Genomic DNA, 14,390 nt, shown 5'->3' with positions numbered 1-14,390 from the left:
TTAATTCGCAGGAAGCGAGCCATGACGCCAGCAAACTTGTCACCTCAGCAGCAACTTAAAGAACGCATTCTCGATCAGGTATTGGCCTTTCTATTAGAGGGTGATTGGCAGCAAATTGAGATGAAGAACATCGCTAGCCAATGCGGTATTAGCGACGCCGAACTTAACGACTGTTTCCCTAACTTGCAATCGATTACTTCGGCGGTAAATAGCCGACTGACTCAAAACTTTATTCAACACCTAGATTTAAGTAGCCGAGAAAGCTTACGCCTCACTTGGTTAGACAGTTTGGAGTCTCCACGTTTTCGGGCGATTGTGCATTTGTTTATTGATGCGTCTCAGCAAAAAAGTGTGGCGTGGCGTTTAGCTAACGTTGGTTGGAATCAGTTCACTAACCATGTGGCTAGCCATTTAGGTTATCAGGCCGTGAATCAAGATCTCCCCTGGCTGCTGGGGAAATCGATGCTCAAATTTATTAACCAACGTGGTCGCACATCACTTAAAAGCGTAGATAGCTAACTTTGCGGTTGTAGTAGGTCATCGCCAATCAGTGAGTAAATTGCCGCATGGCAGGGCTTACCGTAATCCAATACTCGCGCACGAGCTAAGCATTCAAACTGAGCGCCGGCCTTTTCGGCAACGCGGCGGCTGGCAAAATTTTCTTCAGCAATAACCAACTCTAGTCGGTTTAGCTGCAAAGCATTAAAGGCATAATCAGCCATTAAACGCACGGCTTCGGTGGCGATGCCTTTTCCGCTGGCGCTGTCTTTTATCCAATAACCCAAGTTGGCGGCGCGGTAATTCCATTCAATACGATTAATGGCAATAGCGCCCAAAAACTCCCCACCTTGGCTAGCAAATATGCCCATATCAAAGGCGATGTTTTTGGCAATCGCAGCCTGGCTTAGCGCTAACCAAGAGCGGCTTTCCTCTTCAGGGTAATCTTCTTCCATCCAATCTAGCCAACGACACCCGCTAATAGCCGTTTCGCGAACCGCCGCGGCATGGGCAACAGCATCGCTTGGTAGATAAGGGCGAATAAGTACGTGCTTGCCTCGCATGTTTAGCTCCTAATTTGGCGAGTAACTATAAACATAGGCTGCAAAACCTATCCACGACAAACCTAGCAGTACCCAAGGCAAATACTGCGGCTTGTTCGAGCCTGCAGATTGTGAGCTTTCCTGTGCATCAACTTGCTTATCGCTTTGTTGACGAGCTTGTTTTTTACGTGCTTTGTCGGCTTCACGCATTTTAGCTTTATGCTGCTTTTTGTACTGCTCAATTCCTTTTTGAATACCAGCCGATATTAATTTGGTTTGTTCTTTAGTTTGACCGGGCCGCTGATTAGCTTTTGCTATCGCATCTGCCGTTGTCACCGTTTCATCTGAGATTTTTTGTTTCTGCTGCTTTGCCACATTACCTCCTAGCGTAGAGTATTACTTTGAACTATCCCGCTACATAAGTCTAAAAGAACACGCAACTATAATAAAACAAAGACTTTTTTAAAGAGTAACTACCTTGATCATTTTTTTATAACAGCCTTCGGATTACACTAAGCAAATTTTTTTGTTCAGGGAGAAAGACGGATGAACACCCCACTACTTGGGGCACAAATGTTACTTGTTGCATTTGGCGCTACCACCTTAGTACCTCTATTAACCGGAATAAGCCCCAACCTTGCACTGTTGGGTGCGGGTATTGGTACCTTAATCTTTCAGTTTTGCACCAAGCGACAAATTCCTATTTTCTTAGGAAGTTCATTCGCCTTTATTGGTCCAATTATTTTGGGCACGCAACAATTTGGCTTACCCGCTACCTTAAGTGGCCTAATGGCTGCCGGCTTAATGTTCATTATTATTAGTGCCGTGGTAAAAGTACGTGGCGTTAAAGTGATTGAACGCTTTTTACCTCCGGTAGTGGTTGGCCCTGTAATTATGGTAATTGGCTTAGGTTTAGCGCCAGTTGCGGTAAACATGGCACTAGGTAAAACCGGTGATGGCTCAGCGGTATTAGTAGAACAAGACATTGCATTGCTTATCTCTTTAGCCGCCTTGTTCACCACCATTGTGGTATCTATTTTTGCCAAAGGCATGCTTAAACTCATGCCAATTATTAGCGGCGTGGTGGTAGGTTATCTACTGAGCTTATTCTTTGGCTTAGTAGATTTTACTTCTGTAAGCCAAGCCGCTTGGTTCGCGATTCCAGAGTTTGTGACACCAGAGTTTAACTGGCAGGCCATCTTATTCATCGCGCCAATCGGCTTAATTGTTACCATTGAGCACTTTGGTGACATACTGGCAATCTCCAATGTGACTGGCAAAAACTTCGTAGAAAAGCCTGGTATTCACCGCTCATTATTGGGTGACGGTTTAGCTACTATGACAGCTGCCAGCTTTGGTGCTCCACCGGTAGTAAGTTACGGCGAAGTAACCGGTGCAGTAAGCCTACTTAAAACCTACAACCCAGTGATTATGACTTGGGCTGCGGTATTTGCCATTGGCCTTGCTTTTGTGGGTAAAACAGGTGCCTTGTTGTTGTCGATTCCGGTACCGGTAATGGGCGGCATTATGTGTTTGTTATTTGGTGCTATTGCTGCCATTGGTTTAAACACCTTAATTAGCAAACAAGTTGATCTCTCTATTCCACGCAACTTGGTAATTGTATCTGTAACCCTGGTATTTGGTATTGGCGGCATGGCCGTTGGCGTAGGCGAGTTCACCCTTAAAGGTGTTGGTCTATGTGGCATTGTAGCTATTATTCTTAACTTGGTATTACCTCAAGAAGAGAAAGCAACAGAGGCTAAATAAGCTCACACACAAACTAAAAGGCCAGCTTTAAGCTGGCCTTTTTTATTACTTGTTTAAACCCTTAGCTAAACATCGATAAATGGCTTTGGTTAAAGTTGCTAAGGCTTGGGAATAACTCCAGCACCTCACTATCACTTAAACCAAACCAACGGGCTAAACTGGCAAAATATTGCTCATTGGCCACTTGTGGGATCATTCGACCACCGCCCACATCATAAGCGCTGTCTAAGGCTTGTTCGATAACCGAGCCATAAATCTCGCCACCATTTACCGCGCCGCCCATCACAAGTTGGTTACCAGCCCAGCCATGATCAGTGCCGTCGCCATTAGAGCTTAGGGTTCTGCCAAAATCTGACATGGTGAAAGTAGTCACTTGATTAGATAAACCTAAGCTCGTCATCGCGCTGTCAAACTCAGCCATGGCTTGAGAAAGCTGCTGCAATAAAGCGGGGTGATTAACATTTTGATCATCGTGAGTATCAAAACCGCCCATGCCTACAAAATAAACTTGTCGCCCTACCCCAAATTGCGATTGCACAGATAAGGTTTTGGCAACTGCAAGCAATTGCTTAGACAAATTGCTATCACCAAATACATCGGTGAACTCCTCAGCACTGCCAAGCGCTTCGTTTAGCTGTTCGGTATTGCTAATCGAGGTGTCTAATTTATCACTGTAGCTTTTTGCCAAGGGGTGGCTAGCGCGGCTAAACATTTGCTCGAGCTGTTGCCTAAAATCTTGAGTACGTTGCGAAGTACTGTTGTAAGCATTCACTCGGGTAATACCCGATTTATTCATGGCAAAAGGAATTGCATTTGGGCCAGTTTGCCACAGGTTATTTCCCGATAAAGATATGTTTGAACCAAAGCTATCATGTTGATTAAGCAACTCTAAAATTCGCCCTCCCCAACCATAATTAATGCTTTCTTTTTCTCGACCTTGCATCCACGTGGCTTGCTGGTCGTTATGTGAAAACAAATTGTTAGGTATAGCAGCACTTTTGGCTTTGTACTGCTCCAAGGTAATTGGCGCAACTAAACTCCCTACGCCAGAAACTACAGCAAGTTTTTGATTATTAAACAAAGGTGCAATGGGTGATAACGCAGGGTTTAAACCAATTCCCCCATCAACCGCGGTAATCGGGTCAATCGCAATCGCATCACTCACCGCCAGATTTTGGCGACTGTTTAAATAAGCCGCTAAAGGATCACCTTGCTGAGGAATTAGCATATTGAAAGAGTCGTTGCCGCCTTTCAAAAAAATACATACTAAGGCTTTAAATCCATCGGCGCTGGCCGCGGGTGTCGCCAAACTTGTCATCGCTTTTAATTGCATACTACTGAGCGCCGCCATCGACACCCCACCTTTTAAGCACAGCGATAAAAACTCTCGCCTGTTTTTATAAGTCATCTCAGGCTCCTAAAGCTGAACTATGTAGTCGGGAGACACCGACACGGTAAACAACAAAAACGCAACTTGCTGATAAGGGGTCCAACTCGACCAAATATCTTGCACTTCACGCAGAGTTTGGCGCAGGTCACTGCTCATGTTGCCGCTATAAAACAAGGTGTCGTAGTAATCGAGCAAAGCTTCCAAGCCCTGTTGCTCAAGAATATCCACGTGAGCTTGCAGGCTCAGCATAATGCGTTTATCACTTGGCTCAGAAATCAGCTCTTTTATGTTCCATAGAAAGCCGCTGTACTGGTTATTGAACTGACCAATTAGCGCTGCGTCATTAGCAATTTGTAGCTCTGGTGCAACAATATCTAGCTCCAACAAATCGGCGGGTTGATAATCTGGCCTAAAGAAATTAAATACCGATGGCGAGCCCAGCGGGGTTTGTCCGTGGCTGTCGTTTAGTGACCAAGTGAAGTACCAATTAGCAGGGCTAGCGGCATCTAGTTCACGCCAGAACTGAACGGTTCGTAATAAAGGCTCGCGAATCTTCCCGTAATAACTTATTACACCTGAATTTTGCCTAGCTTCATCATCAAGCAAAATAGCGCTTACTACAGCCGCTAAATCACCGCGCTCTCCACTGCCATTGTCATCAAATACATTGGCCACACGCTCTACATATTGTGGCGTTGGGTTAGACGTCACTAAACGTTGAATAAGCTGTTTAGAGATAAATGGCGCCACATTAGGGTGTTCAAAAAGATTATCTAGTGCATCACGCATGTCATCTTCAGCGGTTTGCCCACCTGCTAACACCACACCATTTAACAAGGTTTTGTCTTTTTGCGAGTGATAATCAGGATAAGCTTCCATAGGGATAGTGAAATTACGGCTTGGTCGCTTCCACCGGGCGCTTGCACCAAAGGTCCAACCGGTGAAAACTCTCGCAAAACCTTCAATTTCCTCTTGCCCATAGGTGGCAATGGTATTGCCTTCACCATCGCGTTTAACGCTACCATCTTGATTCAGCTCAGCTAAACCAATGGTAAATAACTGCATCACTTCTCGGGCGTAGTTTTCATCTGGGCGAATATTAAGTTCTTCGTCAGCTTTTTCGTTGCCTAAATGACTCAAATAAGTGCCCATTACTGGTGATAAGGTTACGTCTTCCAACAGCTCACGAAAATTACCAAAGGCATGGGTCAGCAAAATATCTTGATAATGTGCCATGCCTTCTGGCTCGCCGCGAAGGGCATTGTTGCTATCAGATACAACAAAAATCTCACTTAAAGCAAAAGCTACTCGCTGTCGCAGCTGGTCAGGAGCATTAAGAGAGGCCTTCCACCACGCATCGATTCGGTTAATTTGGTTTGGCTCTTCACGGTCTGGGTAATTAGCCACTAAAGGGAGATGCTTGGTTATTGGCAACTGCATTTGTTCTGCTAACCACTCTTGCTCACTAATACCTGTTGCGTCATCAATTTCACTGCCTTTAGGTCCTAAGGTGGCTTGATGCAGCAATCGCGCGGCTTGAGAGCTGCTCATTGCATTTTGCACCTCAAAACTCAAACGCTGGCGAGTCACTACATCTTGGTCGTTAGTAATAGCAACTTCAAAAGTGTAAGTATCAGCGCTAAGGCTGGAGTTGTTATCTGGAACAATTTCCAACTCTAAACTGTCGCTTTGAACAAAGTTAATGCTAGGGCCCGATACTTGGCGCCATTCAATTTTACTAATGGTGCCTAAACCAGTTGCTTTCGCTCTTAGGCTTACAGGTTGCCCCTTGCGGGCGGTTTCAGTTAGCTCTACTTCTACATTGGGCTCTTGAGGCTCTGCAGGTCCGGACTCTGAGCCCCCGCCACCACAAGCAAACAATGACAAAAGCAAAGCAATACTAATTAGACTTCGCATTAACACGTCCATGTTATTAACAATTAAAAAAATAAAGTGTCCAGAAATCGCACATGCAAATCAACAACTTACTAACATCTGGTTTTCATCACCTGTTAGCGCTACTTTACACCAACAATATGATTAATAAGCGCACAAGTCCCGCACTTTGGCCAAACTAGTCTACGGCGTGCTTAAAATGAGGGGAGCAAGCAATCGCTCAAAGAGGACCTTATCCAATAACTGAGCCCAGCTAAGAGTTAAATAAAATCTTGCTGCGCAATTGCCAAGGTTTGCTCGAAGCTAGATCCAGCCAGCTTTTCTGATAATCGGCCTATAGCAACTAACGGGAGCCAACGCGCTAGCTGCTGCTCATCACGCTTGCTTAGCTGAAAATAATGCCGTTTGTAAGCCGCTACAAATTGCTGCTTTAGTTCAACATAAGCCTGTTTCTCAAAGGTGTCTGCCGTGGTTATACTGGTAGCAATTAGCAACTCGGTACGAGCAACATCAGCTAGAGCCGGGCCTTGAGTGGCATCAACCCAATCAATCACCATCAAGCTCTGATTAGATAGAATGACGTTAGCAGGGTGAAAATCGCCATGGCAGAGCATGTTTTCCTGCGGGTAAGTATCTAGTTTCTCCAAGGCCTGTTGTCGCAAACCATGATCAACATTTGCGCGGTTTATTTTATCGCTAAGGCGCTCTTGGCTTAGCGGCAATGGACTAGCATCGTATTGATGAATAGTGGCATGTAGGCTCGCAAACTCGCAGGCCAAGTGAGGAACTTCTTTAGGATGTTGCTGTAAATATGCGGCCAAACTTGGCCCTTCACAACGCTCAAACACAAGCCCTTGGCGCGGGCCTAACTCTAGCAAATCGATGGGTTTAGGAGTGGGTATCCCTAGTAGATAAGCAAACTTTGCCTTGTTAAACTCATTTTCGGCTTCGTCTGGTGGATAGCCATCAAAATACAGTTTTAGTACCTGTTTGTTTGATAAGGCAAATACCTCAGCGGTGTTACCACTGGCAATTTTTTTGAGGCGTTTTAGTGTAAGCACCTTTCCTCACACTATGCTGTTAGTTGTTCAAGCCTTAGTCGGCAAGATTTATTTCGTGAATACAACAGCATAAACATACAACAGCTTAACAGCCCTAAACTTAATGGTTCAGACACTTTAATCACATTAAACGTGAGCTCGTAACTTACTCTTTCTTGGCCTATATATTCGTGCCAGCCAGGAAACACCATTGCGGTTTTACCACTGGCAGTAAGATGTAGAGCTTGGTCGTTAACCGTAACCAAACTTAAATCACTCAACTCAGCTTGTCGCACATCAAATATGTCCACCCAAATATCATCAATTGTGAATCGAGAAACAAAGTGAGTATGCCCATAAACTAAGGCTTCACTGGCTAAAATGGAAAAGCTTACCGATTGGATTTTGTGCTGTTCTTGAAGCTCCAACCACAGATCTAAGATATCGCTATCATCATAAGCGAGGCTGGCATAGTCAAAGCCCTCTGGGCGCAATCGGTCGTAGCCCATAGCCCCTAACTCATCGTCGTAGGCGGCGTTTAGCTTTCGAAGAGGAGAGGTGGTAAACGTGCCTTTAATGGTATTTAAGCCCTTTTTTAGCGTTAAACTAGTAGGGTTCTGTAAGCTAAAATGACCATCAATAGCTTCATCGTAATGCAATAAACCCGCCTGTATTGGTGCTACAACAAGCAGCATTAACAGCCCAAACAAACATTTCATCGTTACTTCCTTGTTGTTCGAAAGCTTATGCCTAGGCACTAACTCTTCGACTTAGTTAATTAGTGCCTAATTGCTATGCACCATTGTTGGCTTATAGATAAAAACCATATCAACTATTTACATAATTATTATTAATCAAGATCAATAATACTTATCTGAATCAAACAACAAGAAATAAAGGCGTTGCTAAGCAACGCTTAATAATTTACACCCACAGCAGCACAACACAGCCAGCCGTTAAAAATGACATGGTGATATTAAAACGCTGCCGAGCGATAGGTGCACTTAACCAACGAGCAATAAACTTTCCAAAGCTCACCCAAATTGAACCAGTAACCGGATTCACCAAGAAAAACGTAAGAACTAAAGCCCAAATAGACTCCCAGTAAGCTTCACCCGGTAAGGCAAAACTGGCCACGGCCGAAGAGGTCATCATCCACGCTTTAGGGTTTAAGTATTGAAAACCAAGTGACTCAAAAAAACTCAGCGGTTTTGCCATCTGCTGCTTAGCTAGCTGACTTTGACGCAAAATACGCAAAGCCAAATACAGCAAATAAGCACTACCTAATATTTTTAAGGTCCACTGCAAGCTTGGATACTGCTGAAATACCCAGCTAAGCCCCAAGCCCATTAATAAGATCATCGTGGCAATGCCAGTGGGTATACCTGCCATTTGCGGCACACTGCGCTTATAGCCAAAATTAGCACCCGAAAATGTTAACAGCATATTGTTGGGCCCAGGAGTACCTGCCATTACAAAAGCAAATAACACCATAGATGAAAACAACGCGATATCCATACCGTCCTCCCAAGTTAAAATTGTATCGATACAATAAGCCAAAATGATTAAAAAATCGTAGTTAAGTCTCATTACTCACGCTAATATAGCAGTAACAAGAGATCAAAAGGTTTATTATCATGATGACAATTTGGCAAGACTTAGATAGTAGCAATAACAAAGCGACTCAAATTGTTGAACAGATCCGCCTTCAAATTGAGCAACAGCAACTTAAGCCTGGCGAAAAATTACCGCCTCAGCGACAACTGGCAGAGCACCTCGCTGTTACGGTAGGTACTATTAGCCGCGCCTACGCCCAAGCAGAACTGCAAGGTTTAATAGAATCGAAAACCGGCAGTGGCAGTTATGTAAAAAGCCCAACTAATTATCAGCAGCAATGGGGGAGCTTAAAGGGCAATAATCAGCATATTGAGCTTTGGCAAAACACCGCCTTTACCCAAGCGAGGGCGCAGCAGTTGGTGCCCTTGCTGCAAAACTATGCTCAAGCAGGAGAGCAGCTCGATCAGTTATTAGACAATGACCACAGCCAAAACTTAGTGGCGCAGCGCGAATCGGTGTGTGCTTGGCTTAATCAGAGCAGCAGCTGCTTTAAACCTGAACAACTTTTTTTTAGTTATGGTGCCCAGCATGGGTTAAATCTATGTTTAATCGCCCTTGAGTTAGTCGGTGAACGGGTACTGTGCGAAGCCTTGTGTTATCCCGGCTTAATCACCCTTGCTAAACAATTAAAGATAGAGCTAAAAGGTGTTGCCTTAGATGAACAAGGCATTTGCCCAGATAGCCTGCTAAGCCATATCGAGAAATATCATCCCAAAGCTTTATACCTCACGCCAACCCTGCAAAACCCTACTACTGCAATAATGTCTGAAGCCCGACGCCAGCAAATCATCGATATTTGTCGTGCGCATCAAGTGATTATTATTGAAGATGATGTATGTGGTTTATTGCCCGACCAACGCCCACCAGCCATGGTTGAAATGGCGCCGCAACAGGTTATTTACTTAAACAGTTTCTCTAAAGGCGCTTTTAAAGGCCTTAGGTTTGCTTACTTACACACACCAGCTCACTTGCAAACCGCCTTTAATAGCGCCATAAGGGGCAGTGTTTGGAATATTAGTCCTTTGCTGGTTGATGTGGCGATCCAGTGGATACAAGCCGGTTTTGCCGATAAAGCCCTAATAGAGCAACGACGCTTAATTGGCCAACGGGCCCAGCTACTTCACCACCATATGGCAGGTATGGATTACAGTTACCAAGAAGGCGGTTTACATTGCTGGCTGCGCTTACCCGCTAACTGGCGCTGCAGCCAGTTTGTTGCTGCAGCGCAGCAACACGGTGTAGAGGTCGCTTCTGCAGAGCATTTTGTGGTAGATAATCAAGCTAGCCCTAACGCAGTGCGTTTATCTTTAGGCCAAGCAGAATCAAATCAACAGCTCGACCAAGGCTTAGCTATTTTAGCCAAACTGCTCAAAGCCACACCCGAGCCCAAACGGCAACTATTCTAAGCGACTAAGCACCGATAAACTTGCATCTGCGCTAGTCTCTACCTAGACTAGCGCAATATTGTCAGCCTTGGCTGAGCCCTCATATTTCTTCAATGTCGAGACAACACTTTGTTAAGCTATCGCCACTCTTATCATGCAGGCAACTTCGCCGATGTACTTAAACACTTAGTGCAGCAACGCATCATTTCTTACCTTACTCAAAAAGATAAACCCTTGTGTTACTTCGACACCCACGCAGGTGCTGGGGCGTATAGCCTTAATAGCCCAGAAGCTAAGAAAAAGAGTGAGTACGAAAATGGCGTAGGTAAACTCTGGGATGCTGAAGACTTGCCCGAGTTGGTTAAAAACTACCTAAAGCTGGTTAATCAAATTCATCCAGAAAAAACTCGCCAGCACTACCCCGGTTCACCGTGGATAGCCAAAATGATGCTACGCCGTGAAGACCGCTTATTTTTGCACGAGTTGCACCCAAGTGAACAAGCGCCGTTAAACAGTTTATTCCAGCGTGACCGCCGCGCCAAAATTCGCCAAGAAAATGGTCATCAAAGCCTTATCGGATTAATGCCTCCCAAAGAGCGCCGTGGCTTAGTATTAATTGATCCATCTTACGAAGTTAAAGACGAATACCAAACGGTGGTTAAAACCTTGAAAGAAGCTCACAAACGCTTTGCCTCTGGTACTTATGCACTTTGGTATCCAGTGGTAGACCGCCACCGCATCGACAAACTAGAAAAGCAGCTGAGCAACAGCGGCATTAGCAATATTCAATTGTTTGAATTAGGTATTCGCCACGACAGTGAAGAGTTTGGCATGACCGCCAGCGGGATGATCGTTATTAACCCACCTTGGACCTTGATGAAAGAAATGCAAGAAGTACTGCCCTATTTAGCAGAAACCTTAGGCGAAGAAGGCGAAGGTAATTGGCGCGCCGAAGTACTGGTAGAAGAGTAAGCTAACACATCCAACTGGCGCGCCTTGCGCCAGTTGGATGTGTTCAATACCGCGCTCTCAAGTTTAGTGAGTTAAAAATGGAATTAGTGTCACTATTATTGGTTTTAGTTCTTCTAAACATCTATGCAACTTACATTTGCGTCACGAGAATCTACTCAGAACCCTCTCAAATAGTCTCACAAGTAGTAATTGTTTGGCTGCTGCCTTTGATCGGCTCTATTGGATTATTGGTATTTCATCGAACAGAAAGCAACACAGATAGTAAACGAGAAGAGTTTGGTGGTGGAGAGCAAGAAAGCATGGATGTATGGCGTGGACATGGCAGTTCAGATAGCAGTGAAAACTAAGCATTCATAAATTCTTCAAGGCAAATTAACCACTCATCTAAAGCTACTACTTCATTCAAGCTAGCTCCCTTCGCTTCAAAGCCATAACTAGCTAACAACAAAACCTTTGTACTTATAATCAAGTCATAACAATTCTTAAATAGCGACTCTTAAATAACGACTCTTTAACACTTCAAGCATAACCAAAAGAACAAACCAATAGTTGACAAAATCAACCAATGTAAATATAGTTGATATATTCAACCAATTCTAATCTGGAAAAAGCCTTGAATGCACAAATGAACCCTGCACTAACTGCAGAACTTCAACCCAAAAGCCCTCCTTTGTTTCAAAAGGTATTGCTAGTAATGGCAATGATGACGGTGATGGGAGGCTCGTTAACTGGCGTAATGACTTACCTGAACCTAGGTTATAGCCCGTTATTTTTTGGCCAATGGCTATCAGCGTTTCTGTTAGCAGCTAGCACGATAATGCCTATTGGTTTCTTGCTGATGGCTGCAATCAGCAAAGCTGCCGAGAAATGCTTACCAAAGATGCAAGTACAGCAACGCAATATTGTGGTGGGTGTGGTAATGGCCGTAATTATGGAGTCTGGGCTGGCCTTTAGCACCACGCTAAACAACCTAGGTTTAAGTAATGCCGCTGACTTTTTAGCGAGTTGGTTACAAACACTATTAACAGCACTGCCCTTTGCACTGGTGTTAATTATCACCGTTTCATTAACCATAAAACCAAGAGTTGAACGCTTCTTAAAAAGCTAACAGCCAGACTCCGTTTGCCATCCGCAGTGCGCTCTGTAAACAAGCTAAACAACATAGGAAACAATATGATGTCTACATTAAGAAAAGATAAACACTACCAAATCACTATTGAAGAATTAGCTAGCGATCAACAAACCGCTAGAACCTTGCAGTTTAACTACCAAGACCGAGAAGACTTATTCAAGGCGGTAGAGCAAATAACTAAAGGTAGCGAGCTGGCAAATAATGATGCGAAAAGACTGGCAGTATCGTTGCGTTTATTAGGTCCGTTAATGATGCAAAACCGAAAACACTCTCTATTCGCTGAGTTTTTTCCACACTTTAAAACCTTTATGCAGCAACTTAAATCAACGGTAAAACAAGCCAATAATGCTCACTAATTGCCATTAGCCATTGCCTAGCGGAAATCTCGTTAAACTATAAATATCTTTTGGTTGCGCGAGTTAAACCAGCAGCTTTTAAATTCTCATCTAGAATTTTTCTAAGCGTCAAGCCATAGCCTACAGAGAGACAAACCATGAAAATAGCCGTAACAGCAGCCAGCGGACAACTTGGAGCCGCCATCGTAAAAGCCACTGTAGCTTTAACATCCAAGCAAGATGTGATTGCCCTAGCACGCACCCCGAGCAAAGCTGAGCATTTAGACGTAGAGGTTCGCGCAGGAGACTACAATCAGCCTGAACAATTGGAACAATCTCTGCAATCTGTAGACGCATTACTGTTAGTGTCTGGCATGGACGCCCCGGATAAACGCATTGGCCAACATCGCAATGTAATTAATGCTGCAAAAAAAGCAGGCGTGAAAAAAATTGTCTATACCAGTGTGCAAGGCGCTGAAGAAAACACCGCGTTTTCTCCCGTAATTCAAAGCAACCGCCAAACCGAGCAAGACCTAAAAGACAGTGGCTTAGCATGGGTTATTGGGCGCAACGGCATCTACATAGAACCAGACATTGAATACATCGAGAATTACAAGAAAGCTGGCACAATAACTAACTGCGCAGGCGATGGAAAATGTGGTTACACAAGCCGTGGCGAGCTAGGTTACGCCTACGCAAAAATGCTAAGCGAAGACAAACATAATGGGCAAACTTACAATTTACACGGACAATCGCTAACGCAGTACCAGCTGGCCGATTATTTAAGCCAAGCCTTTGATACCGATTTAAGCTATCAGCCAATGAGCGTTGAAGACTACCGGAAAGACCGCATTGAAGAACTCGGCGATTTTATCGGAACCGTTATTGCCGGCATCTATCAAGGCATCGCCGAAGGAAAATCGGATAATCCTAGTCATTATGCGCAAGCAGCAGGTAGAGAACACATCAGCTGGCAAGATTATTTTAATAAGTTAAAGCGTTAAACGTGAGCGAGTAACCAGCGCTCTGAGCGCTGATTTAACCCAGCTAAACTGGGTTGATATTGCCAGAACCAAGCCAGATCTAGTAGCTCAACAGCTGCTTCTAACAACGTGAATTCAGCTTCGCTTAATTGAGAGGCGAGCACTAAATCTTGGCGCTGCTGCCTGCTTACTGGGCAACGTACCGCAACACTGGCAGCATCCCAGCCTTGCATAGAGCTGGCAGCATATTCCCAATCCAATACAAACAATTGCTGCTTAGGGCTAAGTAGCAGGTTGTCTAAATGTAGATCATGATGATTAAAGGCGAGACCGCTTGGCCAAAGCTGTTCCTTAAGCCATGTCAAAGCGAGTAGTCGAAAACGCTTCGCTTGAGCTGCGGTAATATCCCCTACATAACGGCTTAGGTAGTGGATCATATCAAACTTGGCTAAGCCTTGGCCTAAACGTGGCAAGCTAATAATTATCGACAATAGCTGTTGCCAAAGCGCGTCAGAAAAACCACTTAAGTCACTAAGCGCTTCACCAGATTGGTAACGATAGAGTAGAAACTGCCCCTTAAAACTTAGCGGGTGCAAATCAATAATCCACGCTTGTCCTTTAAGCTGTTGTAATACTTCTCTTTCGCGTTGATAATCCAAGCCATAACAAGGCTGTTGTTGATTAAGTCGCAATACCAAGCGTTCGTGTTCGGTTGTTAATAACCAAGAATGCTGATGTCCCCCCGCAAAACGGTCTACTGTTAGAATGTTGCCCAAATGCTGTTGTAAATACGTGGCTATCGATTCTGGCAGTGGAGAGTTAGGCAAGATGAC

At 44.4% G+C, this 14,390-nt stretch carries 16 protein-coding genes; 8 read left to right on the top strand and 8 right to left on the bottom strand.

Going from position 1 to position 14,390, the window contains the following annotated elements; translation table 11 throughout:
- Positions 1–21: 21 nt before the first annotated feature.
- The gene (locus OV592_RS05765) at positions 22–519 is read left to right on the top strand and encodes a TetR/AcrR family transcriptional regulator (RefSeq protein ID WP_016403810.1); all 498 of its coding nucleotides are present in this window, start codon (positions 22–24) and stop codon (positions 517–519) included.
- Here OV592_RS05765 and OV592_RS05760 read toward each other — a convergent pair.
- The gene (locus OV592_RS05760; RefSeq protein ID WP_016403811.1) at positions 516–1,061 is read right to left on the bottom strand and encodes a GNAT family N-acetyltransferase; all 546 of its coding nucleotides are present in this window, start codon (positions 1,059–1,061) and stop codon (positions 516–518) included. The genes OV592_RS05765 and OV592_RS05760 overlap by 4 nt on opposite strands.
- Before the next feature lie 9 nt (positions 1,062–1,070).
- The gene (locus OV592_RS05755; protein ID WP_406610719.1) at positions 1,071–1,415 is read right to left on the bottom strand and encodes a DUF2956 domain-containing protein; all 345 of its coding nucleotides are present in this window, start codon (positions 1,413–1,415) and stop codon (positions 1,071–1,073) included.
- Between the two features lie 171 nt (positions 1,416–1,586).
- Here OV592_RS05755 and OV592_RS05750 point away from each other — a divergent pair, with 171 nt between their 5' ends.
- Positions 1,587–2,807 carry a uracil-xanthine permease family protein gene (locus OV592_RS05750; RefSeq protein ID WP_406610718.1) on the top strand — a complete coding sequence of 407 codons (1,221 nt, stop codon included), beginning with the start codon at positions 1,587–1,589 and terminating at the stop codon, positions 2,805–2,807.
- A 61-nt stretch (positions 2,808–2,868) separates the two neighbouring features.
- Here the strand turns inward: OV592_RS05750 and OV592_RS05745 are convergent, their stop codons facing one another.
- The 5 genes from OV592_RS05745 to OV592_RS05725 form a co-directional block, all read right to left on the bottom strand.
- On the bottom strand, positions 2,869–4,215 hold the full coding sequence (locus tag OV592_RS05745) for a DUF1501 domain-containing protein (protein ID WP_406610717.1): 1,347 nt from the start codon (positions 4,213–4,215) through the stop codon (positions 2,869–2,871).
- A gap of 9 nt (positions 4,216–4,224) precedes the next feature.
- The gene (locus OV592_RS05740) at positions 4,225–6,114 is read right to left on the bottom strand and encodes a DUF1800 family protein (RefSeq protein WP_406610716.1); all 1,890 of its coding nucleotides are present in this window, start codon (positions 6,112–6,114) and stop codon (positions 4,225–4,227) included.
- A 239-nt stretch (positions 6,115–6,353) separates the two neighbouring features.
- Positions 6,354–7,154: a phosphotransferase gene (locus tag OV592_RS05735; RefSeq protein ID WP_406610715.1), complete on the bottom strand. Its 801-nt coding sequence runs from the start codon at positions 7,152–7,154 to the stop codon at positions 6,354–6,356.
- An 11-nt stretch (positions 7,155–7,165) separates the two neighbouring features.
- Positions 7,166–7,852, bottom strand: coding sequence for a hypothetical protein (locus tag OV592_RS05730; protein WP_406610714.1), 687 nt, complete (start codon positions 7,850–7,852; stop codon positions 7,166–7,168).
- A gap of 205 nt (positions 7,853–8,057) precedes the next feature.
- Positions 8,058–8,651 carry a LysE family translocator gene (locus OV592_RS05725; RefSeq protein WP_016403820.1) on the bottom strand — a complete coding sequence of 198 codons (594 nt, stop codon included), beginning with the start codon at positions 8,649–8,651 and terminating at the stop codon, positions 8,058–8,060.
- Between the two features lie 119 nt (positions 8,652–8,770).
- Here OV592_RS05725 and OV592_RS05720 point away from each other — a divergent pair, with 119 nt between their 5' ends.
- From OV592_RS05720 to OV592_RS05695, 6 genes are all read left to right on the top strand, one after another.
- Positions 8,771–10,156: a PLP-dependent aminotransferase family protein gene (locus OV592_RS05720; protein WP_406610713.1), complete on the top strand. Its 1,386-nt coding sequence runs from the start codon at positions 8,771–8,773 to the stop codon at positions 10,154–10,156.
- Positions 10,157–10,264: 108 nt separating this feature from the next.
- Entirely contained in the window at positions 10,265–11,107 is an 843-nt protein-coding gene (locus tag OV592_RS05715) for a 23S rRNA (adenine(2030)-N(6))-methyltransferase RlmJ (RefSeq protein WP_406610712.1), read from the top strand.
- A 206-nt stretch (positions 11,108–11,313) separates the two neighbouring features.
- On the top strand, positions 11,314–11,454 hold the full coding sequence (locus OV592_RS05710; protein WP_406610711.1) for a hypothetical protein: 141 nt from the start codon (positions 11,314–11,316) through the stop codon (positions 11,452–11,454).
- Between the two features lie 266 nt (positions 11,455–11,720).
- The gene (locus OV592_RS05705) at positions 11,721–12,215 is read left to right on the top strand and encodes a DUF2798 domain-containing protein (protein WP_406610710.1); all 495 of its coding nucleotides are present in this window, start codon (positions 11,721–11,723) and stop codon (positions 12,213–12,215) included.
- 65 nt (positions 12,216–12,280) lie between these two features.
- Complete coding sequence (locus OV592_RS05700) at positions 12,281–12,595, top strand: DUF3861 domain-containing protein (RefSeq protein ID WP_406610709.1); 315 nt, start codon at positions 12,281–12,283, stop codon at positions 12,593–12,595.
- Between the two features lie 137 nt (positions 12,596–12,732).
- Complete coding sequence (locus OV592_RS05695) at positions 12,733–13,578, top strand: SDR family oxidoreductase (protein ID WP_406610708.1); 846 nt, start codon at positions 12,733–12,735, stop codon at positions 13,576–13,578.
- Here the strand turns inward: OV592_RS05695 and OV592_RS05690 are convergent.
- Positions 13,575–14,384, bottom strand: coding sequence for a phosphotransferase (locus tag OV592_RS05690; RefSeq protein ID WP_406610707.1), 810 nt, complete (start codon positions 14,382–14,384; stop codon positions 13,575–13,577). The two genes, OV592_RS05695 and OV592_RS05690, sit on opposite strands and share 4 nt — an antisense overlap.
- Positions 14,385–14,390 lie beyond the last annotated feature (6 nt).

Origin of the sequence: Agarivorans sp. JK6, from assembly GCF_045277145.1 — a bacterium.
GTDB lineage: Bacteria > Pseudomonadota > Gammaproteobacteria > Enterobacterales > Celerinatantimonadaceae > Agarivorans > Agarivorans albus.
Note: the sequence above shows the minus strand (reverse complement) of the source record. Positions and strands in the feature narration are given on the sequence as shown.

Bases quoted from the DNA above. Each gene is read 5' to 3' on its own strand.
- OV592_RS05720 (WP_406610713.1), top strand. From the start codon at position 8,771: ATGATGACAATTTGGCAAGACTTAGATAGTAGCAATAACAAAGCGACT.
- OV592_RS05730 (WP_406610714.1), bottom strand. From the start codon at position 7,852: ATGAAATGTTTGTTTGGGCTGTTAATGCTGCTTGTTGTAGCACCAATA.
- OV592_RS05745 (WP_406610717.1), bottom strand. From the start codon at position 4,215: ATGACTTATAAAAACAGGCGAGAGTTTTTATCGCTGTGCTTAAAAGGT.
- OV592_RS05725 (WP_016403820.1), bottom strand. From the start codon at position 8,651: ATGGATATCGCGTTGTTTTCATCTATGGTGTTATTTGCTTTTGTAATG.
- OV592_RS05700 (WP_406610709.1), top strand. From the start codon at position 12,281: ATGATGTCTACATTAAGAAAAGATAAACACTACCAAATCACTATTGAA.
- OV592_RS05760 (WP_016403811.1), bottom strand. From the start codon at position 1,061: ATGCGAGGCAAGCACGTACTTATTCGCCCTTATCTACCAAGCGATGCT.
- OV592_RS05750 (WP_406610718.1), top strand. From the start codon at position 1,587: ATGAACACCCCACTACTTGGGGCACAAATGTTACTTGTTGCATTTGGC.
- OV592_RS05765 (WP_016403810.1), top strand. From the start codon at position 22: ATGACGCCAGCAAACTTGTCACCTCAGCAGCAACTTAAAGAACGCATT.
- OV592_RS05740 (WP_406610716.1), bottom strand. From the start codon at position 6,114: ATGCGAAGTCTAATTAGTATTGCTTTGCTTTTGTCATTGTTTGCTTGT.
- OV592_RS05695 (WP_406610708.1), top strand. From the start codon at position 12,733: ATGAAAATAGCCGTAACAGCAGCCAGCGGACAACTTGGAGCCGCCATC.